The organism is Agrobacterium rubi TR3 = NBRC 13261, assembly GCF_000739935.1.
In the GTDB taxonomy this organism is placed as follows: domain Bacteria; phylum Pseudomonadota; class Alphaproteobacteria; order Rhizobiales; family Rhizobiaceae; genus Agrobacterium; species Agrobacterium rubi.
On record NZ_BBJU01000022.1, the window covers coordinates 1 to 25,660 of the forward strand.

General features: G+C 52.3%; 16 protein-coding genes. 2 read left to right on the top strand and 14 right to left on the bottom strand.

The genetic code is table 11. The annotated features are described in order from the left end of the window. The 13 genes from RRU01S_RS16565 to RRU01S_RS16625 all read right to left on the bottom strand — a co-directional run. A partial coding sequence (locus RRU01S_RS16565) for a transposase (RefSeq protein ID WP_045231417.1) occupies positions 1–202 on the bottom strand: 202 nt, incomplete at its 3' end. Between the two features lie 367 nt (positions 203–569). After that, entirely contained in the window at positions 570–2,768 is a 2,199-nt protein-coding gene (locus tag RRU01S_RS16570) for a glycosyltransferase family 2 protein (RefSeq protein WP_045231418.1), read from the bottom strand. A 7-nt stretch (positions 2,769–2,775) separates the two neighbouring features. Further along, positions 2,776–3,582 (bottom strand): ABC transporter permease, encoded by an 807-nt coding sequence (locus tag RRU01S_RS16575; protein ID WP_234936183.1) that lies wholly within the window; start codon positions 3,580–3,582, stop codon positions 2,776–2,778. A gap of 106 nt (positions 3,583–3,688) precedes the next feature. Beyond that, on the bottom strand, positions 3,689–4,969 hold the full coding sequence (locus tag RRU01S_RS16580; protein WP_045231419.1) for a KpsE/RkpR family capsule polysaccharide export protein: 1,281 nt from the start codon (positions 4,967–4,969) through the stop codon (positions 3,689–3,691). 69 nt (positions 4,970–5,038) lie between these two features. Next, complete coding sequence (locus RRU01S_RS16585) at positions 5,039–5,692, bottom strand: ABC transporter ATP-binding protein (protein ID WP_045231420.1); 654 nt, start codon at positions 5,690–5,692, stop codon at positions 5,039–5,041. A 7-nt stretch (positions 5,693–5,699) separates the two neighbouring features. Then, a complete protein-coding gene (locus RRU01S_RS16590; protein WP_131367802.1) occupies positions 5,700–6,959 on the bottom strand; it encodes a KpsE/RkpR family capsule polysaccharide export protein in 1,260 nt (419 codons plus the stop codon). 25 nt (positions 6,960–6,984) lie between these two features. Beyond that, the gene (locus tag RRU01S_RS16595; RefSeq protein WP_045231421.1) at positions 6,985–8,013 is read right to left on the bottom strand and encodes a hypothetical protein; all 1,029 of its coding nucleotides are present in this window, start codon (positions 8,011–8,013) and stop codon (positions 6,985–6,987) included. A gap of 27 nt (positions 8,014–8,040) precedes the next feature. Next, complete coding sequence (locus RRU01S_RS16600) at positions 8,041–8,964, bottom strand: class I SAM-dependent methyltransferase (RefSeq protein ID WP_234936184.1); 924 nt, start codon at positions 8,962–8,964, stop codon at positions 8,041–8,043. A gap of 211 nt (positions 8,965–9,175) precedes the next feature. Further along, a complete protein-coding gene (locus RRU01S_RS16605) occupies positions 9,176–10,513 on the bottom strand; it encodes a capsule polysaccharide biogenesis protein (protein WP_045231422.1) in 1,338 nt (445 codons plus the stop codon). Next, positions 10,453–12,039, bottom strand: a complete 1,587-nt coding sequence (locus RRU01S_RS16610; RefSeq protein WP_412674298.1) for an LTA synthase family protein — start codon at positions 12,037–12,039, stop codon at positions 10,453–10,455. Before RRU01S_RS16610 ends, RRU01S_RS16605 begins: the two co-directional genes overlap by 61 nt. A 20-nt stretch (positions 12,040–12,059) precedes the next feature. Continuing rightward, positions 12,060–12,848 (bottom strand): SDR family NAD(P)-dependent oxidoreductase, encoded by a 789-nt coding sequence (locus RRU01S_RS16615; protein WP_045231424.1) that lies wholly within the window; start codon positions 12,846–12,848, stop codon positions 12,060–12,062. A gap of 27 nt (positions 12,849–12,875) precedes the next feature. Then, a complete protein-coding gene (locus tag RRU01S_RS16620; protein ID WP_045231425.1) occupies positions 12,876–14,276 on the bottom strand; it encodes an aminotransferase class I/II-fold pyridoxal phosphate-dependent enzyme in 1,401 nt (466 codons plus the stop codon). Continuing rightward, complete coding sequence (locus RRU01S_RS16625; protein WP_045231426.1) at positions 14,269–21,735, bottom strand: type I polyketide synthase; 7,467 nt, start codon at positions 21,733–21,735, stop codon at positions 14,269–14,271. The genes RRU01S_RS16620 and RRU01S_RS16625 overlap by 8 nt, the downstream gene beginning before the upstream one ends. 297 nt (positions 21,736–22,032) lie before the next feature. Here RRU01S_RS16625 and RRU01S_RS16630 point away from each other — a divergent pair, with 297 nt between their 5' ends. Next, positions 22,033–23,211, top strand: coding sequence for a polysaccharide biosynthesis/export family protein (locus tag RRU01S_RS16630; protein ID WP_045231466.1), 1,179 nt, complete (start codon positions 22,033–22,035; stop codon positions 23,209–23,211). Positions 23,212–23,250: 39 nt separating this feature from the next. Here RRU01S_RS16630 and RRU01S_RS16635 read toward each other — a convergent pair whose 3' ends face one another. Then, positions 23,251–23,508: a hypothetical protein gene (locus tag RRU01S_RS16635; protein WP_045231427.1), complete on the bottom strand. Its 258-nt coding sequence runs from the start codon at positions 23,506–23,508 to the stop codon at positions 23,251–23,253. Between the two features lie 205 nt (positions 23,509–23,713). Between RRU01S_RS16635 and RRU01S_RS16640 the strand changes: the two genes are divergently transcribed. Beyond that, positions 23,714–25,600 carry a glycosyltransferase family 2 protein gene (locus tag RRU01S_RS16640; RefSeq protein WP_165572238.1) on the top strand — a complete coding sequence of 629 codons (1,887 nt, stop codon included), beginning with the start codon at positions 23,714–23,716 and terminating at the stop codon, positions 25,598–25,600. Positions 25,601–25,660 lie beyond the last annotated feature (60 nt).

Genomic DNA, 25,660 nt, shown 5'->3' on the forward strand with positions numbered 1-25,660 from the left:
TCTTCAGCCTCGCATTCTCGTCCTCGAGTGCCTTCAGCCGCTTCGCCTCGGAGACTTCCATGCCGCCATATTTGGCTTTCCAGTTATAAAACGTCGCTTCTGAAATCCCGTGCTTGCGGCAGAGGTCGGCCACCTTCGCGCCTGCCTCCTGCTCCTTCAGCACCGCAATAATCTGCTCTTCCGTAAATCTCTGCTTCTTCATTCGTCCGTCCTTTAATGGGCCGGACTCTAATCCATCCTGGAGGAAATTCGCAGTGGCAGGTCAATCGACGCCGACGTTCATGCCCAAGAATTTCAACGCGCATCGCAATCCCCGCATAAGACACGTCGCTAACGACGTCGTTAAACACGTATCTTAGGCCATCAAGGACTCGTGTGGCAGGCGGTGCCAATCGGGCGGTTACCTTTGAGAAAGCGGAACTGCAGCGATAAGTGGCACATCAGTCTTACTTCAGCATAAATCCTGTAATGCTGTTCAGCACATTAACTCTCATTCATGCATGAACTCGTGGAGCAACGTGGGATCTGGTTGCGCTCACGAGTCTACACAATGTAGATGACATGAATTACTAAATCGGTATGCTAATTTTCGAACAACGCGGTTCCGCTATATCTGTAGGGGTCTCTAAGCTAGGCACAGAGGTCCAACGTCCATATCCCGGGTTCGATGTCGGATCGTGAAAAACATTCGTGCTATAGAGTTTTCGCAAATTCTCTTTTTCTCGGGAAAACCGAGCCTGATGTTCCCGAGTAAGATCCGAACCGCGAGTTGCGGATTCATGATGCTTTAGGGACGCAAACGGTGTCCAAATAATGCCAAAGCCTTTAGCTCGCGCTCGAAGGCAATAGTCAACGTCGTTATAAGCAACGGCAAAGTTAATTTCGTCCCACTCGCCCGTGGCTTCGGCGCACTCGCGTGATATCAACATTGCTGCGCCTGTAACGCATGTTACAGAATTGCGGAGATGCAACCGATTCATGGGACCACCAAAGTCGGATGGCTTGTTGAGATACCAGTGTCCAGCAAAACCGCCCAGGCCTACGATCACACCGGCATGCTGTATCCTCCCGTTAGGATATAAGAGTTTGGCACCAACGATCCCTGTAGATGCAAACTCAAAACAAGAAACCATTTCCTTCAGCCAACCATCATCAACAATTTCGATGTCATTGTTCAGAATAAGGTAATGATCTCCCAAGGCCATTGATATGCCCTTATTCACTGCGCGGGAGAAGTTGAAACTTTCATCTTTCATCTCTACAACAAAATTGTCATATTTTCTTCTGTAGACATCGTAAAGGTCTAGCACGCGGTCGTCGGTACTACCGTTGTCAACGATAATAACCTCAAAGTTGTTGTAGTCTGTCCTGTTGTATAGTCCATCTAATATGACATTTATCAGCTGATAGCCATTTCGACTCGGTATAATCACTGAAATTTTGGGCCATTGGCACTCTACTGATTGAAGGAAGTCCACTTTATGAAGCGACTTTGTAAGAGCCTCCGTCACAGTAACACTTCTGCCCTCGCGGTCGAACCGATCCGAAATAGCAGTCCTTGCTGCTTTGGTGGCCTTATCCAAAAATCGCTGGGAATAACTTTGATTTGATCGCCGCCACCAGTAAGCTGGATAAGGCAAATGCAAGACATTTTCAGTAGGTATTCCCTCGAGGTAACGAAGGAGCATATCGTAATCTTGTGAGCCATCAAAACCAGAGCGTAAATAGCCAAGTTCCTTGAGACGATCACGACGAAAAATAGAAAAGTGATTTATATAGTTTACTCCCGTTAACAAAACGGGGTCGTATGCGGGCTTCAACATCAAGCCAAGAGGCATCAATTTATCATCGACCACTACCTCGTCAGTATACAAAAACTCCAACTGTCTATTATCTAACAGAGTTTTTAAAATCATCTTAAATGCGTGAGGAGCAATCATGTCATCATGATCGAGAAACGCGACCCACGTGCCTTGCGCTTTACTCAGACCTAAATTTGTTGCACTTGCAATGCCACCGTTAGCCTCATTGACAACGACGTGCATGTTAGAATCAAGGGCCCGCTTTTTATACCACTCGACAGTCTCATGCGAAGTCGACGCGTCGTCAGAAAGGATAAGTTCAGTACCTGGTATTTTCTGTTCTTCAAATGATCTAACTAAATCGTCGAGGTAGCGCTCAGAAGCATTGTATACAGGAACGACAACGCTTAGCCATATGCCCTCATCTGGAACCAAGGCAGGCACTGACTTTGCCAAACTATAATGTGCCGCAATAAATTTTGCTGTATCGGACTTCGCAGTTTTGCGTCGTATGTTAGGCATAGGTACATAAAACCGACGAAGTCGCCCGATATCCCAAACGGTCGCACCCGCCATGTCCGATGAAAGTCTATCGCTAATTATATGCTCGGCCGCCTCCCTGGTTGAATACATTTCAACAGTGAAATCAAATTCACAAGGGTAAGAGGCTGGATCGATGCGCATTGCTTTTATCATGCCGAGCCGCCCAATATCGGCGATTATGACAAAACTACGGTTGGGCTCAACAGTAAATGTGTTGCTTTCGTTGTACCCGCGGCCCTCGCTAAAATACACGCGAGGATTCAGTACATCGCTTTGCGAGCGAATACACGCAACCAATATGGGTTCCCTGACCAAATTGTAGCGGACATCGAAAAAAGGATCATCGCCATTTGCGCTCCACGACTGGCCTTGAGGCGAAGAAACGCGCGATAGATCACTACTTGGGACAATTTCTATAACCATTTGTGTATCAACCCTCAAGCATTTTCATTCTTAGCAGTCTCTCAAGCAACAATCCGATGCACAAACATAGCAAACCAGTAACAATCAAATATGTCTTATCAATCCACTTAGAAGTATAATCGGGATAGTATGCCAAACGCATCCACTCCACGGCATGGAAGACCGGGTTCCAAGATAGCGCGTAGGCTATCGGGTCTGGAATCGACGACGAAACGAAAAGCGTGCCTGACGCGAGATAGATAACAACCATCAGAAGCGCATAAATTGTAGCAAAAAATGGCAAAAACATTACCATCACGCCGGCGAGAAATCCGCAACCTATCGCAAGCAGGATAGAAGCCAAATACGCGTATACGGCTTGATATGGATCAACCGGGAATGGTGACTCTCCAAGTGCAATCAGAATTATAAACATAAAGATTAGCGTTAAGAATGCCGCTATAATCTCTAGGAACGCCCTGGCCATCATAATATCAACGACTGTCACGACCGGAAACGCGAGCATAGATTTATTAAGAAGCACGGATAGGGACATGAAGCGCGAGACATACATGAACAGAAGGGTCGGTATCAACCCGCTAGCGAAGAATACATTCAAGCTTTCGCCGTAGGGGCTTTTCCGTCCCGCGAACGAATACAACGCGAGAAGAATCAGCATGTGTGCAAGCGGCCATATAGACACGAGTAAGAAGCCTAATCCATGGTTAAAGAAACGAGTTCTCATATCGCGCAAGAGTACGGCTCTCATCACGTTCTTTTTCTCACTCAGAGCATCCACCACGGATCTACGTCGAGTTAAAATTTCAGTACCCAAAGTCACACCTGCAAACAGAAACTTGCCAGAAATTGAAAGGACGGCCGAGGATCGCCAGTCTTAGCGTGAACCTCAACTCAAAAAGGCGCTTCGCTCGCTGTAAATCTCACTGCATCAACCGTTTTCGTACTATGCTAGCTACACCAAGCGCCACAAGCCAAGTAAGCGTGCTGCCCACAATGGTTATAACAATCCACAAAGTCCGCTTGGGGTAGCGAGCGTCATCCGGTATTCGTGGACTTAGAAAACTATCCAGATAAAGTAGCTGTTGGCGGCTGATGAAGCGTATTTGCTCCAAACTTCTAACGCTCGAGGAAAACTGCTGCTCTGCGAGACCCAGTGTCAGTTGAAGCTGAGATAAATCTTGAGAAATATCTGCGAGGTTTCGCCCTTGCGCGTCTCCACCAACACCACTCCCTGCAAGCTGCTTATTGAGATCCGCGATTTGTTGCTCCTTACTACGGATTTCGCGCAGGAGAACGCGCATCTGAGGCGAATTATCGGAAACGACCGCACGCTGTGAATCATACCGCTGTTGCAGCTTCAACCGATCGGTCTCTAGAGAGGTGACAAGACTATTTATGACTTGTGCACTCCCCTCTACCGTCAATACCCCATCACGATTTCTGCCTTCTGCAATCGTCTTCCTTGCTGTTTCCAACGCGATCCGGGAATCCTCGAAATTCTTTTCAGCAGTGGCTGTCACATCTCGCCAGATGCGATCATTTACTCTGTTCACCACAAGCTCAGACGCCTTAAGTATTTCCGAAACCAACGTAGCCGCGTCTTGTGGGGTGAACGCGCGAACTTTTACTATAACAATCCCGCTGGCCGCACTGACCGACGTGTCTACCATCGTATCCCAATATTTTTTGACCTCGTCACCATTAGCGTCTTTCGGTAATCGTGCCCACCGGTCGATCGAATCCCTGCCAAAAATCTCCTTGACGTCAACACCTTGCTCCCGAAGAAAATCCAGCATCTCGTGACTCTTAATGAAATTAATCACGATTTGGGTATCCTGCACGATTTTTACTGAGGGAATACCCGTTACGCGAGCGAATTGGTCTTTTCCCATAGCCGGTGTCGATGAGCGCACTGTAAATCGAGACTCGGATTGATATTGATCCGATGCAACCAGACCGTAGTAAGCAATCGCCAGCACGTTCGGGGCAATCAAGAGCACCAGCGTCAGAAGTACCAGAATAATGGTGAAGACACGATCAGAGAGGCGTGGTCTGAGGCCGACTACTTTGTAAAGGTTACTGCGCGAGGATGTAGAAAACCGTAATTTTCGCGCGGATGCGGTCAATCGCTCAGATATTTTCCGGCTTGCCTCAAGGCTAACCAAAGACTTGGACCTAATTTCCTCGTGGTGCTGCGACATCGAAGTCACCAATCTCCATACCAATTTAAGGGAGCCGCTAGCAGCTACAGTTCGTGAGTCGCGTCGATGTCATCGGTTGAGCCGGTAGTAGGCTTCAATAGCATGCTCGACATCGTCGTAGAAGATCATTCGTCCATCAACCAAAAGTAAGGCTTTATCACAGTAAGTCTTTATCGTGTCCATTCCGTGTGAGATCATTATGATATCGGAATTTTTTCTTCTCTGATCAAATGCTTCTCTGCACCGCTCTTGGAAGCGCGCATCTCCAACAGCCGTAATTTCGTCCACAAGGTAACAATCAAACTGAATTGCCATCGAAAGACCGAACGCCAGACGAGCCGCCATGCCGGATGAATAGGTCCGATAAGGAGCGTTTATGTAGTCGCCAAGTTCGGCGAATTCTTCTACGAAACGAGAGACACGTAAAACATCCTCGCCATAGGCTCGAGCAACGAAATTGAGATTTTCCTTCCCCGTCATGTCAGTGTTAAATCCACCAGCAAAGCCAAGCGGCCAAGAAACCCTAACATCCTTGCTGATGCGACCCGAGTTGGGAAGAATTGTCCCGGCAATCATTCTCATTGTTGTTGATTTACCGGCTCCATTTACTCCCAGAATGCCGTAGGAGTATCCCCGATGGAAATCGATGTTGACTTTATCAAGGATAATCTTTTTGTGATTTTGTGTCTTGAAATATTTCGAGACATTTGTAAAGCGAATCATAACAGTTCTACAACCTGTGGTCTTCAACTGAGGCCCAAACAAGAGCCAGCGTAGACCACAAAACAACCAGGCCAAGAAAAATTAGAAACGGCGCTACGAGCCGCTTGGGGTAAATCGCTTCTTCAGGAAGAACTGGGTTCACGAACACCGTGATGTAAAGTGCTTTTTTAAGCGCCGCGGAAAGAGCTTGGTCGTAGTTTCTGCGCGCAGACTCATAGAGCTTTTCTGCGACCAAGCGATCTGTTTCGAGTGCGGTGAACTCTGTAATAACGTTAGAAATGGAGGCACCTTCGCTGCCAGTAAGTTGATTTCGTAGATCTGCAATCTGATCCTCAAGGCTTTCACGCGTTAATTTGAGCTGCCGATAGCTCGGAGAATTTGCGCCACTGGATTGCCTCACGACAAACATCCGTGCGTCGACATCCATTTTCTGTGCCAGAAGACCGGTTAACAAACTGCTTTTCTGCTCAGCCTGTTCAGTTGGGCTTAACAAGCCTGACTGCTTTTGAAGGCTGTTCACTTTCGTAAGAGCCTCACTATAAGTCTTACTGGTTCTCGTCACCTCATTTCGAAAACTCAAAAGCATGTCTTCACGGGCGCGAACCGTCATCTCGTTCACCAACTTCTCGCTTTCATCCAGTATCGCACTAACGAGCTTCTTTGAGTCTTCAGGTCGAAATGTTTGCGCCGTCAAAGTTACAATTCCAGATGGTCCGTCAATGAAAGCGGACACGTGCTTCAGCCAATAATCCAAAAACTCCTCGTTAGAGGCTTGGTCATCGAACCGCGCGAGGAAATCTGCGTCTTCATTTGCAAACATTTCCCGGTAATCAATTTTTCCGTCAAGACGGCGAAGTATCTCGGGTGAACGAATGAAACTCGTGACTATGTTCGCATCCTGCGATGAGGCCTGCATACTCATAAGACCAGAATCAACGTTCTCCGTCGCGCTATCTTCTGCTAGAGAACGCACTGCAAATCGCGCTTCGGCTACGTACTGATTAGAAGCGACAAAAACAAAATACAGTAATGACAGTATGGAAGGAAAGATAACGATCAGAAAGAACGTTATAACCATCCACGGGGGGCCGCGATCGTCAGCAGTGGTGCGAACCGCTTTGTCTAGCGGTGTGATTTGGTTTGATTTTCTAGCTGTTAATCTAGTTGTCAATCCGGCCGACAATCGCAACCATCTAGATTCAGTGGGACTATCGAGATTTTCAATACTACCCAAGTCAGAAACGATCTTAGTGTCGGTTTTACTCATATTTGCTTGCACCGGCTTTAGGTCACTATGCTACAGCTTCACGCAAATAGTGGTCAAGAATCAGATCTTCCTCCAAGAGCTGTTCTGCAATCGGAATTTCGCGCAAACGTTCAGCGATCTCATCGATAATCTTGTACGTCGAGTTAATCGGTACATCCATTGAAGACACTCCAACTAATTCACCCAACACATCCTGAAAATGCCCGTCCTGATTTCCGTGACCTACTACCGTGAAGCGCGCCAACGTTCCAACTGCAGCGGCAACATCTCTTCGTGTTACCCGCTGTTCGGGATAAGTGCAAACAAGTTGCCGTGTAATCGGTGACGCCAGAACGCTTCTCACTTTATCAGGCGACTTTTTTAAGGCGCGCTTAATCTCTGATCCATCTTCAAGGTTTACATTGCTAAAATGCTCAGCAGCCGGCGCAAGTATTAGCTTATCTCTATCGCTCACAAAGGTGACAGGGTCTTTAGCAAGGCGTTTTATGATGAAAAGCCTGCTGGCCATTTCGTAATAGGGATCAGGAACATCAGTGATCGCTTGAAACCCTTTATCAAGAAAATCTTCGTAGTTCCGAAAAAGAACTCGTCCGCTTATGTATATAGATGGCACTGATGAAAGATGAAGAACCTGCAATGTCGTCTCGTGTCCAAATCTCTCAACTGATGAGATCGCATATTGGAAACGATTTCCGCAGAATGCGTCCAATTTGATCATGGGCAGCATTTTCAGTTCGAGCCGCAATATTTTCAGGTTGACGGTCGATTCTTCAGGTACTCGCCTGTAGACCAGCAGCCCAGACTTGAGGTCGTAAATTGAAAGGCGCTGCTGTTGGTGGAGATTCGCGATTAGACTTGTGTCGAGGCGAAAACCTACCAGTCCGGTCGCGTGCCGACCAGACTGAACGACTGCAGGCCGCAACTGATCACAAGGTAGCAGTATTCTCGTTCCGTCATCTGTCGTGACGACGACAGTAGCTTCATCTGAGAAGCCATCAGGGATGACATATCCCTCGATAAGGTCCCCATGATCATATTCCATGTTGAAGAGCAATGATTCAATCCAATAACAGCAACCGTGTTAGCGTCTCGCGAATACCGAGAAACAAGGACCGCCTGGATGCTCCGGATACTCATCCTGAACGACTACCTCGGAATATCCTAGGTGTTTAAGAAGATCTAATATTTCATCCCTCTGTAGCCAATAGTGCCTATCTTTCATCCCCCCACAGAATGACGCGTTGGCTTCAGCATGCTGATAGCTACGCTCATAATAGTTGACATCCATACCCGAGACCGACCGCGTTTCGACATTTCCGCTAAACGGTTTCCGCCGTACATCTTGCACGGGCATCGCTGTGTCGTCGTAGTAGTGTGTCCAGATGAATAAGGAGTTTGCGCGCACCGACAGCAAGCGCAAAAACTCACCAGGATCAGGCATATGATAAAGAACACCAGATGCAAGTGCGAAGTCATATTGCCGATCGACGACGCGCAACCACTCCTGAATGTCCCCAAGATAAAATGAAGCCCGGTCCAGCTTCAAGATTTCTTTGGTAACCAGGCAACGCAGAAAGCATGACTTGTTCGCTTCTATGACGTCGATATTAGCTGGTCGATGCTGATTCAAGATAAAGGTATGCATACCTTCCAACGGCCCTACTTCGAGGAGTTGCAAACCCTCCACCGCTCCGTAGGCATTGAGAGCACCTATAACTCTGTCGTCAGCGAAAAGCGGCGTGTTCCCTGCATTTAATCCATCGATTGGAAATGCAGACGTCCAGCCATCCAAGGTGTCAATAGCGTTTTGCGCGTGAGGCAAGCGCATCTCATACTGATTAAATGCGGCAGATTTACTATCTGAATTGTCGTCTTTCGAATTTTTAGCAGCCGCTCGCAGCCCGGGCGCACCAGAGATAGAAAAACAAAAATTCCCCAGATTGCTCAAAAGTCTTGAAATACTTGTACCTATTCTTAGCCAAATATGCTGCAAAGTTTCACCCATATCTAGTACCTCAATATTTACGAGCGGGGACGCGTAATACGCCAATCTCGCCTTGCAACTTTTCACACGAGCACTCTTTTATCCAGATTGAGCGCAACGGCAACAGTTAAGAGCCAAATTACTGGTAACTGGTTTTAGGTGCCGAAACATACCCGCACTCAAATATCCTTTACCTAGCAGCCTTCATCCTACCCCGCCCGCGCCACCGAAACTACCGCCCTCCAGTGCTGGCTTTTTGTGGCGTCGGTCTTGGGCTACAGCCAGCGTTGCCCCCCGGTTCATTAAGTCTGTCTTCTACCATGCGACTAGAGATCGACAGCGCCGCCGCCGCAACACCGTCAGTGGAATAAAAATTCCCTCGCTCTTGAATGGAGGCCGCCACAAGGCGGAAGAAGGCCCTTCTCAATTCAGGATCGGGGACTATTGGTGATCGCCAGAATTCATCGAGCGAACCCTGATTTGTCAGTCCCTCGATATCAAAAAGGGCCGCTCCCAACGTTTTCGTCGGAATGGACTGGCTGAGCGCAGAAAGTGCCGCTGTTGAGTTTACAGTCACAACCCCGCGACACCCTGTCATGAGGGCGTTGAAATCTCCGCCGTCGAAGTAAAAAACCCTTTCGTCCACGCCAAATTTCTCAGCGGCTGACTGGATAACCCGGCTCCAGGAAATCAGCCCATTGTCCAAGGGGTGAACTTTGATTGCCAATCTTGCTGATCCATCAGCAGCGTGCGCAAAAGAAGAAATCACATGGGCAATCGCATCTCGCTGGCTCTTGTACGGCGAATGAGCACGCAACTGGTAGTCTGTTTCAAGCTGCAGAGGGTAGACGAACCAGGGCGCTCCGCCACTTTGCAATGATTCAGTCAACACACGCGCTTCCTTTTCTCGATGCCGAGCCGTTGCCAACCGCCCAACCCAGCCTGCATATTCCGCTAGAGGATGAAACAGGCCGTGGAACCGATATCGCGGATAGAGAAGACCCAAAAATACAGATGGGAGATAATAGGCGAGGTCCGCTAAGGCCTCGTTCAGGAACGTCTGCGAATATTTCCGTGTCCAGTCAGGCTCCGGCAAATCTGCTGCTGCTCTCATGATTACATCTGGATCGTTCGGAAACCGTGAGTTGGATGACATGCCATCCAGCTCCACCGTTACCCAGTCAGGCCGTAGGTAACCCATCTCGATGACGACGACTTCGACACCACGCTCCTTGGCTGCTTGCACGGCCTCCTTGTGGTAAGGGCGCTCTTCGCCGAGCAAAATGATGGTGCCGATTCTGCGATCGTCTATAAATGAACGTATATAGGCACGCCACTTTTCAAGGCTGCCGCGGTAATTGGATGCTCCACCGCGTCTCCAGAAAATCTGGTCACCGACATTGAGATTGATGCGATAACACGCATGACCGGCGCGGGTGAGATGCTCTGCAATCTTTGCAAATAGGGGTGACGAAGGCCCTTGGAGAAAGAGGAATGCCTTTTGATCACTCACTTGAAGCGTTCCTTGTAAAGATGGGCATGCCACAGGAGCGTTTCGAAAAGGGTCCATGGGGCCTCGATGCGTGAGGCCGTGGATTTGTGTTTGTCTTGTCTGGCCTTTGCCAACGGAACGATAAAGTAATCTGTTCGAGGATCCGGGAACGGATCGGCGTAACGTTTGAGCAGTGGTGCATGATCACCGTAAAAAGCAAGCCAGACGGGACGGTCGTATTTGTCCAGTTCGTCAATCAGATAGGCCAACGCCTCGTCCGCTTTGCGTAAAAGCTCTTTGTAGATATCCACGGGGTCTGTCAGCCCCTCGCAACGACCGGGTTCCCACGGCCCGTGATTGGCCATGGATGCCACGAAAAGCAGTGCGGATCGCTGTTTGTCGATCTTATCAGCGATATGCAAAACCTTTTGGGTCAGACGCATATCGGAAACGTAGGCTCCATCCCTTTCCAGAACATGATCAAAATCATCAAGCATCGTCATCTCGCTGAAGCCGAGAACTGGCATGGCTTTGTGGCGGAGAAAAAAGGTCCGGTCATAGGGATGGATGAAATGCGTCAGCCAACCGGCCTTGCGCAATTTGTTGGGCCAAACGACGTCGGCATAATGTGATGCCCGCAGATAGGGGTAGCTGGCGTCGGCATGAACTTCATTGGGTTGGAGACCACTGAGCACGGCGAATTCCGTGCGAAGGGTGTAGCCGCCCTCGAACACGGTGGTCATACGCCCCCATTGCGCTGCGCGTTCCTTCAGCAGATCGATGGTGGGCAACTGGAGGTCAAGTTCGCCCACGTTTCTCAGATCCATGAAGGATTCGGATTGCCAGACGATCAACAGCGGCGCGTCCTTGTTTGGCTCGCCCAGCATATCGTTCATGACACTTTGAAGGCCTTGGGCGATTTCCTCGATAATGGTGTCCCGCTTCATGCCAAGCCACATCATGAAATGATAGCTGACAGAGGTGAACGTGCCGAACCGGGTCGTGTTGGATTTTACGTCGAGCGTCGTCAAAAGCTTCTGGGAAATCGTCGCGGCCAGATGGCCGATCGGTTTCACAAATAGCAACAGGATGGACAGGGTTGGAACAAGGATACCAACGAGTATCCACAGTGGCGTATAGCTCTGCGGAATGATGGCGGGTTCGGTGACCATGAAAAGTGCCGTCACGCCAAAGACGTAACCGAGCGCAATGATCCAAAAGACGATGTTGAGATTCGTCGCATAAAAAATCGACTTGTATTTGAACACGTCAACAACGAGCGCAATATCTGAAAACACCAGTGGTTCGCGAATGAAGATGTATTTCGCCCGCGATATTCCCGTGAAAATTACGAAAAAGCTGATGGTTCCCAGGCAGCAATAAAGCGGGCGCCACGAGATCGCAAAGAAAATTGAGAACACGAAAAGGATGATCGGCAGCCGCATGATATGCTCGACGAGAACCCTCCCCCAGCCATGCGGCAGACGGCTTTTTCGCCTAACTGGTTGTGGCATCGCAAAGGGATCCGTCAGATAGACGACGATCGCAGCAACGATAAATGAAGCGACGGTCAGTGCGATCGGATGATCCTCATGTATCAACATGTCCATGCAGCCCTGTTAAACTATGCCGTCACGCGTGCAAGCCGCCAGAACATGACGGGCTTTATGAATGCTGCAAAACACGACAAAAGCTTCAATGTTAGTCCGAAATGGACCTGCCGTTTTCCCCGCTCAGTGCCATCAACGAGCAACTGCGCCACTTTCTCGGGCCTCCAGGGTCGCACCGCGCCCATCATGACTTGCGCTGCGTGGGGACGAAGACCTATTTCGAGTTCATATTGCGGGGTCAATGTATCCGGTGGATAAGAGATGGACACGGACACACCGTAGCCTCGCGCTTCCAGCCGCAAGGCTTCGGCAAAACCCGTGAGAGCAGACTTCGATGCGCAATAGGCGCTGTAAGCCGGAATACCAATAAGGGCAGCCCCTGATGATACCAGCATAATGCGACCGCTTCGTCTTTCTTTCATTCCGGCAAGGACTGCGCGAACCGCATAGACAGTGCCGAAGACGTTGACAGTCAGTTGCGCGTCAAAGACGTCAGACGATTGCGCATCGAAATACTGCGGATCGACACGGCCGGCGGAGGTGACAAGCACGTCGCAGGGTCCGTTTTGCGCTTCGGCTGCACGAACGGCCGCTGCCACTTCAATCTCGTTGCAAACGTCAACGGCGACAAGGAAGATGGCATCCGGCTTTATGACGTCGGATGTGAGCAGTTTCTCTTTCGCGCTCTGGAGAATGTCGGCTCTGCGTGCCATCAGAGAAACGCGATGACCTTTGGAAAGATATATCCGGGCGACCTCAAGACCGATACCGCTTGATCCGCCTGTTATGATAACATGAGCCATAAAGTCGTTTCCAAAGCAGTCGCAATATCACATGAATAGTTTCGCGACCTGCTGCATATCGAGAGCGCCCAAGCCCACATTTCGCTGCTTCAGATTCTGCAATATTTCGTCCGTCAGCTTCACCGCATGCGCAATCTGTTCGGGCGTGTGGTCGCTTGTCAAGAAGAACCGCAGACGCGCCATCCCTTCCTGAACCGCCGGATAGATGATGGGCAGAGCGTTGATTCCCGCTTTCAGCAGGTCGTTCGACAGTTGAACCGCGCGAAGGGAGTCACCCACAATGACAGGGACGACCGAATAACCTTCGCTGGGTCCGGTATCGAGGCCAGCCTGCTGTGCAAGCTGCAAAAACAGCTGCCCGTTTCGGCGGAGCGAAGCCACGCGTTCCGGTTCATTCTCCAAAACGAGGAGGCTCGCATGTGCTGCGCTGGCCAAAGACGGAGCAAGGCCGACGCTATAGACGAAGCCACCGGCTTGCGCCTTCAATATCTCGATGAGCGGCAAACTTCCCGCGACATAACCGCCACAACTGGACGCCGTCTTGGACAAAGTGCCCATCCAGATATCAACGCTGGATGAGTCGATGCCGAAATGCTCAAACGTGCCCCGCCCCGTTTCACCAAGAACACCCAGTGCGTGGGCTTCATCCACCATCAGCCAAAAGCCGTATTTTGATCGCAACCGGACAAACTCCGGAAGATCGGCAATATCGCCATCCATCGAATACACACCCTCAACGATGACGAGAATGCGGTCGAAATCCCCCTCGATGCTGGAGAGAATTTTCTCGAGATCGGCGGGATTGTTATGTCGGAAGAAACGGCGCGATGCGCCTGAAAGCTTAACGCCGGACAGAACGCTGTTGTGTATCAGTTCGTCGTGGATGACGAGATCCTTGGGGCCCACAATACAGCTGATGATCGTGGCGTTGGTCAGATAACCGCTGACGAAACACACGGCGGCCTCCGTGCCGTAGACGGATGCGATTTTATGCTCGAGAACCGCATGCAAAGGCCGCTCGCCGGCCACAAGACGACTGGCGGACGCAGAAATCCCATAATTTCCGATGGCATCCGTCGCAGCCTTCAGCACTGCAGGATGCGTATTGGTGCCGATATAGTCGTAGGATGCGAAATTGATGAGTTCACGACCGTCGATACGCGTCGTCGCTCCGGCGGCACCTTCATGCGAACGGTAAAACGGATTGTCCACACCCGCCAGATCGCTAATGGCCTTTTGCGCGACGATTTTCTTGTACTCGGGCAATTCATCGAAGCGCTTCGGCAGCTTTACGCGTTCCGGCGCGCGCCGATTGATGCGCGCCATGCGGTTCTGGCCGGTCTCTCCCTGGCGCTGCCGAAGCACGCTCACGAGCGTGCTCTCCGACGGTGCTTCGCTCAGGTCGTTGTGATCTGCTTCGTCAACCATTGTGACCGAGTTTTCTCTCTGAGACTGTCGCGGTGTGCTTGTCGGTGAGTTGTTCTACCAACGACGTGCTGTTCACATCGTCGTCCGCGTCACCAGAGTTATCATCGGCGGTGACCTTTTCATACAGTTTTTGTACGATATCACCCACGGTCGCACCGTCGCCCATGCCTGACAGCGGAATATCAATGCCCGTTTTCTGTTGGAAACCGACTCCCAGTTCCATCGCCATGAGGCTGTCCAGACCTATGTCCTTCAACACCTTGTCGGCTTTGACGCTGTCTTCCGCTACCTTGAGGATGGCCGCGATTTCGCCCGCGAGGAAGCCGTGCAGGATGGCGTAGGCTTCTTCATCCGACTTGCCGGACACCAGCGTTGCGAGATCAACCTGATCACCGTCGCCGCCAGAGGTTCCCCCTGCCGCATTGCGCGGAATTGCGGAAAAGAGTGGCTGCGATGTGATCGGCAGAGCCGACGCGCTTGCCCAGTCGAGTTCTGCGATCATGACGACAGCCTGATCGACCGCACCCGTATCGTTCACGATGACACGCTCGACGAAACCGAGAGCGCCCCGTGCCTTGAGGGCGGTTTTGCCGAGACGGCGAGATAAGATATCGCTGACATTCGTATTGCGCGCCAGAAAGCCGACATCACCGATCGCGCCAAATCCAATGGCGAGCGCAGGCAACCCGGCACGCCGACGCGCGCGCGCCAGACCTTCGAGATAGCCGTTTGCGGCGACGTAGTTGCCCTGACCGGGATTGCCGATCATCGTTGTCGCTGACGAGAACAAAAGGAAGAGTTCAAGATCATCGGCCCGTGTCAGACGATCAAGATTGCTCGCGCCCACTGCCTTGACGTCGATGACGGCACGGTTTTTCTCGCGGTCGAGGTTGGAAATCAGGCCGTCATTCAGAACCATGGCGGCATGCACGATGCCTTTGAGAGGACCGTACGAGCGAAGTTCCGTCAGCAGTGACTGGAGCGACGCTTCGACGGTGACATCGCAGGCGTGAACGGCGGCCTTTATGCCAGATGCTTTCCATGCGGCAACGGCATCCAGCGTTTCACGATCTGCGATCCCGCCGCGCGTGCAAAGTGCTAAATGGGTTGCACCACGGCTGCCAAGCCATTTTGCCGTTTCGAGACCAAATCCGCCAATACCGCCGACGACGAGATAAACGCCGGACGAAACTTTAAGCGCCTCGTTGGAAAACAGCTGCACATGATCCTGACCCTGGATGGGCGGGCGCACGACGATCTTGCCGATGTGACCAGCATTCTGCATTAGCCGGAAAGCAGCACCTGTCTCATCGTAATGGAAGGCACGATAAGGCAACGGGGTAAGTTTGCGTTCCGAGAACAATGTCCCAATATCGGCGAAGATTCGCCGCGTCAGGTCGGGCGCCTTGACGAGCAGCTGGTCGGCATCGATACCGAAATAGGAGATGTTGCGCCGGAATGGGCGCAGCGCAAGCTTGCGGTCCGAATAGTAGTCGCGTTTGCCAAGTTCCAGAAAACGACCGAATGGCTTCACAAGTTCGAAACTGCGCTCCATCGCTTCGGCAAAGAGAGAATTCAGCACAAGCTCGACCCCCTCCCCGTCCGTCACACGCAAAACGTCGCCCACAAAAGCAAGCGAGCGCGAATCGAACACATGGTCCGCCCCTAGCAGCGTCAGGAACCGGCGCTTCTCGACGGTACCGGCCGTTGCGATGACTTTCGCGCCTTTGAGCTTGGCAATCTGCAGCGCAGCAAGACCAACGCCCCCGGCTGCACCATGGATCAGGATCGTTTCGCCCTCGCGGATACGACCCAGTTCAACCATCGCGTAATAGGCCGTCAGAAAGGCAACAGGAACCGTGGCCGCTGCGGCCAGATCAATGCCATGCGGCACTTTGGTGACGCCATCGCGGGCAACGACCATATGTGTTGAGAACGCCTTGGGACCAATACCCATGACGTCATCGCCAATGGAAAGATCGGTCACCGAAGAGCCAGTGGCGGCGACTGTGCCAGCCATCTCCATTCCGATTGTGGCTCCGGCAAAACCATCCTCTAGCGCCTCTTCGGGCAGGAGACCCATCGACCACATCACATCGCGGAAATTGAGACCGGTTGCAGCGACTTTGACTACGATTTCATCTGCGCCGGGAACAGGAATCTTGTCCTGCGTCCAGACGATGCTATCGACGCGGCCGCTGGTTTGTTGCTGGATGGTCGCAGCTTCAAACGTCGTCGTTTTTCTGGCAGCATCGGAAATATAACTCGGAACAGCGCGGACCACCGACAACAAGCCGGTCCTTGCGCTGCATACCCATTCCCGCTCAGGGCCATCGTACGCGAGCAGAGACATGACGGCGTTTGATGTCTGCACCTGAGAAAGTGCCGCATCCAACAGGAAGACATCGAGTTCTTCATATTCGTTTTGCAGAACTCTTGCGAATGTCCACAAGCCGCTTGCGTCGGGATCGGCCTGATCGGATGCCGCAGGCGATCCGCCGGCCGCGACGACGAGTAGGCGGACGCGCGCACTGCCTTGTCCACGCAGATGGGCGCGTGCTGCTTCTGCAAAAGCGCTCAGTGTCAAAACGGCGTCCTGAACGCCAGCCGCATCACGGCTTCTCGCGGGAAGAGCAAATATGACTGCAAGCGGATAGGATAGGCGCTCTGTAAACACCTGGTCGAATACTGCGCGCGCCTCATCAGGCGGGCAGAGCAGCGGTTTTGAGAAAGCCCCACACAGCACAGGGCTATCGGCTTCGCTTTGTGTTACCTCGAACACCGATGCGAAAGACGACGCGCCGACATTGCCTGCAGCAGCCTTGGTCAATGTCGCGGCCTGAACCAGCAACAATCCACCCTCGGCAGAGTCACACTGTGCGACGTCAGGTGTGCCAAAACCACACTCTTTGAGAAGGTCTTCCCACTGGGTGGAGGATGCAAACAGGCCGGTCGGGAATTCTGCCGTCGTGCTGCCGGAAAACCAGTTTTCCGTGAGGCCGAAAACGAAATCGGACAGAGCCGACGACGAAGTTTCTGCGATTGCGACGCGACCGGCGCTGGATGCAGCCGTTCGCAAAACGTCTTTCAAGCCGCTATGCTCGCGGAAATGTCCATAGAGAGACCCGCTGGCACTTACGACAACATCAGCGCGATCCAGTTGCGACACGTCATCGGGGGCGAGGCAATCAACAGATGGATTGCGCTCGAACCCGATTTCAAGCGTGCGACGCAGATGGTCTGATGGTTCAACGATGACGAGCCGCGCACCCTTGAGGGCAACAATATCTGCAAGGCGATTGCTGAAGGCTGTGGAGACGGCACCGGCCTCAACGATTGTAAAACCATCACCCGGCAGAACATCAGCCAGAGCTGCATTCACCGCATCGATGACCAGTTGTTCACGACGACGCCCAAGCGCCGTGTGGTGGCGAACATGGTCGAGGGTCGCGTCGCTGAGGAAAGACGACGACTGGACCGGCTCGGAATGCGAGCCTTTCGCCAGAAGTTTGAGCGTTTCCTGATAGGCGTTGTTGATCAACACCGTCTCTGCAACGCGTTCCGGGAAGCGACGGTAGATTTCGTTCAACAAATCGCTGAGGGGTGGCAGGCCGCTATCAGGCTGGATGGTCCAACCCGTATCGGCGAATTGCGCGATGCCAGCATCTTCCAAAGTGTACAGACTGCTCGAAAGGAAACATTGGAATTCCGTTTTACCTGGCAGCGACGACAAGGACACTGTCTGGTCTTTGCTTGCTATGAGCAGCGCGATATCGTGACAGGCGCGCTGAACAGCCGCGTCCAGAAGCAACGTCGCCTCATCCGTCTGCGCCTGGGCAACTTTGGGGAAGAGGCTCGCAGGCAAGGCGGCGACCGCGTGAGACGACGTGTCGGATGAAACCTGCTGTCTTGCAACAGCCTCATAATGGAAGGCGACCGTATCAAGCGTACTGTGCTGACGCAGCCATGTCCGCCGGAAACGGCAATCATCCAGTGCGGCAACAAGTGTGCCATCTTCAGCCAACAACTCGATACGTGCCTTCAGGCTGTTTGCGCTGAACCGCTGTATCTGAATAACAGCACTAACGATTGGCTGGCCGGAAGACGCAGTTCGGACAGCTCCGAACCGCACGGGAATATAAGGCGCGCCATCAATTTCGCCTGTCAACGTACCGAAAAGTGCGACAAGCCCGTGGAAAGCGGCGTCGGTGGACACCGGATCCATGCCGTAGCTGAGATATGGATGGGCCGGGGACGCGGCCGGTCGCAGATTGACGACAATGTGCCGATCACCAAAAACCTCGGCACGTTCCAGAAGCTGGAAGCAAGGCGCATAGTCCAAACCGAAGCGTCGCGCGGTCTCATAAGCTTCAGCGGAGGAAATCGCGTGCGCCTTGCCAAGTGGCACAACGTTCAGTTCTGTCTTGCGAGACAGTCCAACGGAACGGCGACTGCGTGCCGTTGCATGGATCGTCCAGCCATCATCGCTCATGTATTCGCGAGAGGCGATCTCGACCATGCCGGTTTCCGGCGATATCCGCGTCAGCAGTTCAGCCATCCGGTTGTCACGCAGTTCCAAAGGCCGGAAAATTTCGAGATTGGTGATTTCTACCTCAGGGGTGACGTAATACGCCCTCGCCGCCTGCACGGCGATTTCAATGAAGGCACTGCCCGGCATGATGGATTTTCCATCCACGACGTGTCCGGCCAAATCAGGAAACAAGAGCGCATCGATATGGTTTTTCCACACCGAGGCATTCGGATCGGTCCGCCATCCCAAAAGAGTATAGGGTCCATCCGCGCCATCACGGCCAAACACATTGATCCCGTCAGATGTGATCTGCGGACGATAGGTCGCGTTCTCGAACGGCAATGGCGGCAAGTCTATGCCACTGATGGCAAGAGCGCGTCCACTGGCCGATACAACCCGTGCCCCATGTGAAATACCACGAAGTGCTGACCGTTTGACCGGATCGATACCATCACCCAAGCCTGGACGAGCAAGGGTGGGGAGAACCACTGCGGAAGCGGAAACCTGTTTGGCAGTTTCAACAACATAGGTCGACAAAATGGGGCGGGGCGAAATTTCCATAAAGATATTGCATCCAGCCTCAAGCGCGCCATTCACAGCCGCTTCGAATGCGATGGGTTCACGGACGTTTCGCCACCAGTAGTTGGCATCTAGTTGCTGTCCGTCGATTACCTTGCCGGTAACCGTGGAAATGAAGGTCGTGTGTCCGCTTTGAGGTGCAAGAGAGGGAATTTCTGCAAGAAAAGCATCTCTTTCCCCATCGATCACCGGATGGTGGAACGGGTAGTTTATATCGAGAATGTGTACGACGGTGCGGCTCGCCTGCGCCGCGGCCTTGAAACCCTTAATCTCCTCGACCGGACCGGAAATCGTAACCGAGTTGTGTGCATTCGTGGCTGCGACCATGATGTTATCGAGGCCATGACGCTGCGCAAAGGCAACCGCTGCTGGCTCCGACATAACCACTGCGGCCATCGTGCCGATGCCTGCCAAAGCATGCTGATGTTTGGATCGAATCGATACAACGGTCGTTGCATCTTCGGCACTCAGAATACCGGCGGCGTAAGCGGCCGCGACTTCACCGACGGAGTGACCGAAGACGAGGTCAGGTTTTACGCCATAGCTGGCCAGACAATCCGTCAGTGCGGCCTGAACCGCAAACAGCAAGGGTTGCGCGATGCGGGTATCGCGGAGCTGTTGATCAAGGTCATCGGCAAACAGAAGCGACGATATATCAATGCTCGCGCGCTCAGCGAAAAGCGCGCTGAACTGATCGAACCTCGTGCGGAATTCGTTGCTTTCACGATAAGCATCGACGCCCATACCGGCCCACTGCGATCCATTTCCAGCATATACGAATGCCGTTTTGACCACTTTGCCCGGGACTTCGCCAATCTGGGAGTCCGTTTCGCGCCCTTCACCGAGATAGGACGAAAGGGCATTGGCGATTTCTTCTGAACTGTCGCCGGCTGCCACGAACCTGTGTCTCAACATCGACCGGTTGCGGGTGGCAGAGACGATCTCGGCTTTTTCTTCACTGGATGCTGCCGCAAATCTTGCGTCATAGTCTTCCAAAAGCGTGTGGAGAGCTGTTTGCGTGTGGGCAGACAGGGTGAAAGTACCGCCCTCGTCCACGACAGTTGTCTCAGCAACAGATGCCGGATCGGAGATGACCACATGCACGTTGGTGCCACCGAAACCGAAGGAGTTGACGCCAGCAAGACGTCGCTCCGGTCCACGAGATAGCGCGCGCCCTGCACGGTTGACCTCAATGTTCAGAACATCGAAATCCACGTTTGCATTGAGGGTCTCCGCGTGAAGAGACGCTGGCAGATAATCATTTTCCAGTGACAAAACAGCTTTGATTAGGCCGAGAATGCCCGATGCGGGTTCCGCATGTCCGATGTTGGACTTAATCGAACCGATGGGCAGCGGCTTCGACCGCAACTGGCCCAGCACCGATCCGATGGCCCAGAGCTCTGCGGGGTCGCCCACCTTCGTGCCGGTGCCATGACCTTCGATAAAGGCGAGAGTGTCCGGGTCGATCCCGTTGCCATTGTAGATCGAACGCAACAGCTCCGCCTGCGCCTCACGCGATGGCAAAGATATTCCATTCGTGCGGCCAGCCGAATTCATGCCTGATGCGACAAGCGTCGCACGGCTTCTGCTTCCATCCGTCAGGACGCGGTCGGTACGGCGCAGAACGACAACGCCAGCACCTTCCGAGCGAACATAGCCTTCTCCATTTTCGCTATAAGCCCGGCAAAGGCCTTCCGGCGACAGCATACGAGCCTGGGAAAAGCCGATGAATGAGAAGGGATGCAACAGGAGATTGACGCCGCCAACGATAGCGGTATCGATCTCACCATCACGCAACGCGCGTTCAGCCTGATGCAGCGCCACCAGCGATGACGAACAGGCGGTATCGATTGTCATGCTCGGGCCGTTCAGACCCAGAATATGCGAAATTCGGTTCGACACGATCGACAGCGTATTGCCCGTCATAAAGTGCGGGCCGCCGGATGCCGGATCTTCTATCTGGAGATTGCCGTTGTCCAATGACGACGCACCGATATAGACCCCGACGCGTTCCTGCTGCAGTTCTGCCAGCGAAACGGATGCGTCTTCAAGCGCGCGCCAAACCGTTTGGAGCAGAATACGCTGCTGCGGATCCATGTAGGATGCTTCACGTGCGGAAATACCAAACACGGCCGGGTCGAAATCATAGACGTCCGCCAACACTCCAGCAGAGAATGTATAAGCCTTCCCTGGCATGCCGCGCGCTGGGTGCCAGAAACGTGCTTTCGCCCAACGCTCGTCTGGAATGGTACTGACTGCACAGATTTCCTGCCGCAAAAGCTGGAAAAGCTGATCAACGTTTTTTGCCGAAGGGGCTATGCAAGAACGCCCCAAAATCTCAACAGTCATACTTTACCAATGTCCAATATCAACACGCACACATTTCGTTGGTAGCAGGATTCAGCCGTCACATGTGTCTCTCAAACGCCACCACGAGTTCGGTTCAGCAAGCACCCGTAGTCCGATGAAGAGAAAAGGTTAGCAAATCTTCGCAACATCGAATACTCCTGCGGCCAAGATCGTCTCATGTCAAATTTTCTGGTTGCAGAAAAGGTTTTTTATGGACTGTCGGTAAGCAGGCTAGCCATCTTTAACACTTTCTTGCTATTGGGTGGCTGCGTGCGAATTTTGCGTGACGGAGTGACTGTGAAGAAGGCTGGTTTTTTATTGATTGGGCTGAGCCTAACCTCGTGCAACAATTTGCCTGGTGATGGTCCCCTCGCATCAGACGTTCTGGAACAATCCAGACAATCGATCAATCAGACTGGATCCAGACAGAGCGTTGTCTTCGATATCGTCGACATCGACGTGAACTCTGCCACGCTTATTTCTGCGTTTGACGGGAAATTGCTGCAAAGCCGATTCGGGATTGGTGGCTCCGTTAAACGGCCCGTGATCGGTGTTGGTGATCAGCTCAAAATCACAATATTTGAAGCAGGCTCAGACGGTTTGTTTTCAACCGGCGATTCCAAGCAGACGACACTTGACATCGTTGTTCAACCGGACGGCAAGGCCGCCATACCCTATGTTGGTCTTGTTTCTTTCGCTGGCAAGACGCTCGAGCAGGCTCGCCAAACAATCCTTGGTGCTTTGAAAAGCAAGGCCGTTGAGCCCGACGTCATCATCAGCAGCGCGGCAACGGCATCTCGCAATGTGACAGTGTCGGGCGCCGTGAACAGTCCAGCGGTCGTTCCATTGAATCTGGTTGCAGAGACAATTATGGAAGTTATCGCGAAGGCGGGAGGCCCAAGCGCCCAGCCATACGAGAGCTACGTGACACTGACCCGACAGGGTAAAACAGGGACAGTCTTGCTAAAGACTCTTCTCCAAAATCCACGTGAGAATGTCTATCTCCAGCCCGGCGACCAGATTTTTGTAACACGCGAACCACGTACCTTCACTGTCCTCGGCTCCGTTAAAAGCAACAGTCGGCTTGAGTTCGGCGCGAATGACCTGAATTTGTTGGAAGCTGTCGCCCTAGCAGGCGGTGGATCGGCGGAAACCAGCGACATGAAGGGCTACTTCGTATTCCGATATGAAGAACCCGACATTGTTATGGACCTCCTAGGGCCACAGCGTTTCAACCAACTGGTGAGCAAGGGTATGCGCACGGATAAATTGGGCCGCTACCCGATCGTGTATCGTTTCGACATGACAAAGGCGGGCAGCATGCTCACTGGTCAGAATTTTGATATAAAGGCGAGAGACGTTATCTACGCATCACGCCATCCTTCTGTTGATTTCACCCGGTTCGTTACGATTATCGGGCAGCCTATTGGCATCGTGTCGGGCGGGGCTGGGGTTTATAATAACTTCAACAACTGACAGCGCGAAGTATCATGACCTCACTCAACGTTCGGCAGATTACCGAAACAAGCCTTTTAGCCATGAAAGCATAGAGTTCCAAAGTGAAAACGGTGGTATCCCGATCTTGCTATATCCCGCTTCAGTGAGATAGAAATACCTCACACCATCGCGTTCACGGTAGCGCATATAGCCCATGTTCATCCCCACATTGATCGCCGGAGTCATGTCAATGCGCCATGCGATCGTATGCGCAGGTACATTCTCAGCCCCTGCGTCGTACAACTGCAACAATACGTCTCTCAAGTCGTCGCCCATCGGTATCGTCTAGCATAATCGAAAGCACATGCTAATTGACAAAATCGGGATTTTATTATGGGAGCGTTTCGATTAACCGGACCGACGACATTTGTCGTTGCCAAATCTTGTCGCTAAAGGTTCACGGCTCTTATGACGTTGATGGTCATTTAGAAAATTCGGCAAAAGGACATGTGGCCGCGAAATGAAAGGAACGGACATTTCGTTGACCGCAGAAAACTCCAAAATACCATACGCGCTCGGCGACATGCCGGTTTCCATCAAGATTGATGCTTCGGGCACCGGGAAAAAGCGCGTTTGCATCGTGAAACTTCACAGAAAAGATCGCATCCCTGAGACGATTACCAGATCTCTTCTGCTAGATGAGCGGGGGCACGGGATATTCTTTGGCTGGATGCCTGTCGATCTCCAAGCCATTTCCCTAGCTTTGCCCGACGGCGTTGACCAGCGAGCAAAGTTTACTGCCCGCCCCATGACTTATCTCGAAATGGTAATCCGGCTTGCATGCCACTCGCCGAAAACGATGTGGCAAGCTCTTCGTCTCCTTCTAAGACGAAATATAAGAGGTTTTCAGTTCCGGATTGTCCGTCTTTGCGACAGTTTGAATGAGCCATCCTACCGGGATTGGCGCCAGGTCAATGAGACGTTTCGCAAGCCATCGAATTTTCAGGATTGGCCAGATACGCCCGATGTCCTGGTGTCGATCGTTGGTGATCCGAGGCTGATATCGAAAACGCGCGATTCGATTACGGCTCAAACCTATCCTCACATTCAAGAATTGCCCGCCCAAACCGGGGGCGAAGATTTTACCCACAACCAAAATTGCGTCTGGATCCGTCTGACAGCCGGAATGGAACTGAGTATCGACGCCATCGAGCGGCTCGTTAAGCCGCTTGTCGATGATCCCAACCTAGTCGCTGTTTATTGCGATGAAGACAGAATTGATACCGCAGGAGAACGTGTCGACCCATTTTTTAAACCCGCATGGAATCCGCCATTGGCGCAATCAGGATGGCTCGCCCCAGATGGTGCAGCGATCCGGGTAACGACGTTGGCTCACATACCTGATTCCCAAAAGATGGGTGCGGCCGCTTTGCTGATGGCAGCGTCGCAATATGGCAAGATCGGACACTTACCTGCCCCCTTGCTTCACAGGCGAGATTTTAGACAGCCTGCCTCAATTCTCTCTGGTTCGTCTCCCGCCGCGCCATCCAAGGTCAGCGTCATTATTCCCACCAGAGACCGGGCCGACCTTCTTTCAGTTTGCCTCGCTGGCCTGTATGAGAAAACAAGGCATGATGGCTTGGACGTTATTGTTATCGACAATGACAGCTGCGAGCCTGATACCTTACAGCTCTTTTCACGCTACGAGGATGCTGGTCTCATCCGTCGCATTCCACTTCCCGGCCCGTTCAATTTCGCAAAAGCCTGCAACATCGGTGTGAGCGCTGCGGAACATGACCTCGTTCTATTATTGAACAACGATGTCGACCCATTGCATCCCGAATGGCTGGACCGGATGATCGTGGAGCTTGAGGACGAGCGCGTAGGCGCCTGCGGTCCTCTTCTCCTGTTTCGTGACGGTTTCGTACAGCACGCGGGGGTCACACTGGGCGCTGGATCGGTTGCGCGCCACAGCTTCCATTTCCGTGATCCTGATGGTGGCGAAGACTACGGGCTTATCTCTCAAAGGCGAGAAATAAGCGCGGTGACCGCTGCTTGTATGCTGACAAGAAAAAAACTGTGGATGAACGTCGGCGGCATGAACGAGCGCACGCTATCAGTGGCCTTCAATGATGTTGATTACTGCCTTAAGCTCGGCGTATCCGGACAAAAAATAATCTGGACACCTCACGCCCGTTTGACGCACCTTGAATCGGTTTCACGTCTAGCAGATGATACGCCTGAAAAACGAAGGCGCTTCGCCTCAGAAGAACAATTCATGCATGAAGAGTGGAGCGAGGTGCTTTTAAATGATCCTCACTACAATCCAAACCTCTCCCTTGCCGGCGGTGATCATGTCCTCGACGCCTTGCCGCGAACTCTTGATGTCAGAACACCAAAGGTTTGGCGCAATGCCAGAGCCGGATAGGGCATCTGGCCGTAAGGATACCGTTGTTGGCGAAACGGCTTTCGAAGTGGAATGAGGACC

Bases quoted from the DNA above. Each gene is read 5' to 3' on its own strand.
- RRU01S_RS16625 (WP_045231426.1), bottom strand. From the start codon at position 21,735: ATGACTGTTGAGATTTTGGGGCGTTCTTGCATAGCCCCTTCGGCAAAA.
- RRU01S_RS16605 (WP_045231422.1), bottom strand. From the start codon at position 10,513: ATGGACCCTTTTCGAAACGCTCCTGTGGCATGCCCATCTTTACAAGGA.
- RRU01S_RS16600 (WP_234936184.1), bottom strand. From the start codon at position 8,964: ATGGGTGAAACTTTGCAGCATATTTGGCTAAGAATAGGTACAAGTATT.
- RRU01S_RS16570 (WP_045231418.1), bottom strand. From the start codon at position 2,768: ATGGTTATAGAAATTGTCCCAAGTAGTGATCTATCGCGCGTTTCTTCG.
- RRU01S_RS16610 (WP_412674298.1), bottom strand. From the start codon at position 12,039: ATGTTGATACATGAGGATCATCCGATCGCACTGACCGTCGCTTCATTT.
- RRU01S_RS16635 (WP_045231427.1), bottom strand. From the start codon at position 23,508: ATGGGCGACGACTTGAGAGACGTATTGTTGCAGTTGTACGACGCAGGG.
- RRU01S_RS16580 (WP_045231419.1), bottom strand. From the start codon at position 4,969: ATGTCGCAGCACCACGAGGAAATTAGGTCCAAGTCTTTGGTTAGCCTT.
- RRU01S_RS16585 (WP_045231420.1), bottom strand. From the start codon at position 5,692: ATGATTCGCTTTACAAATGTCTCGAAATATTTCAAGACACAAAATCAC.
- RRU01S_RS16620 (WP_045231425.1), bottom strand. From the start codon at position 14,276: ATGGTTGACGAAGCAGATCACAACGACCTGAGCGAAGCACCGTCGGAG.
- RRU01S_RS16615 (WP_045231424.1), bottom strand. From the start codon at position 12,848: ATGGCTCATGTTATCATAACAGGCGGATCAAGCGGTATCGGTCTTGAG.
- RRU01S_RS16590 (WP_131367802.1), bottom strand. From the start codon at position 6,959: ATGAGTAAAACCGACACTAAGATCGTTTCTGACTTGGGTAGTATTGAA.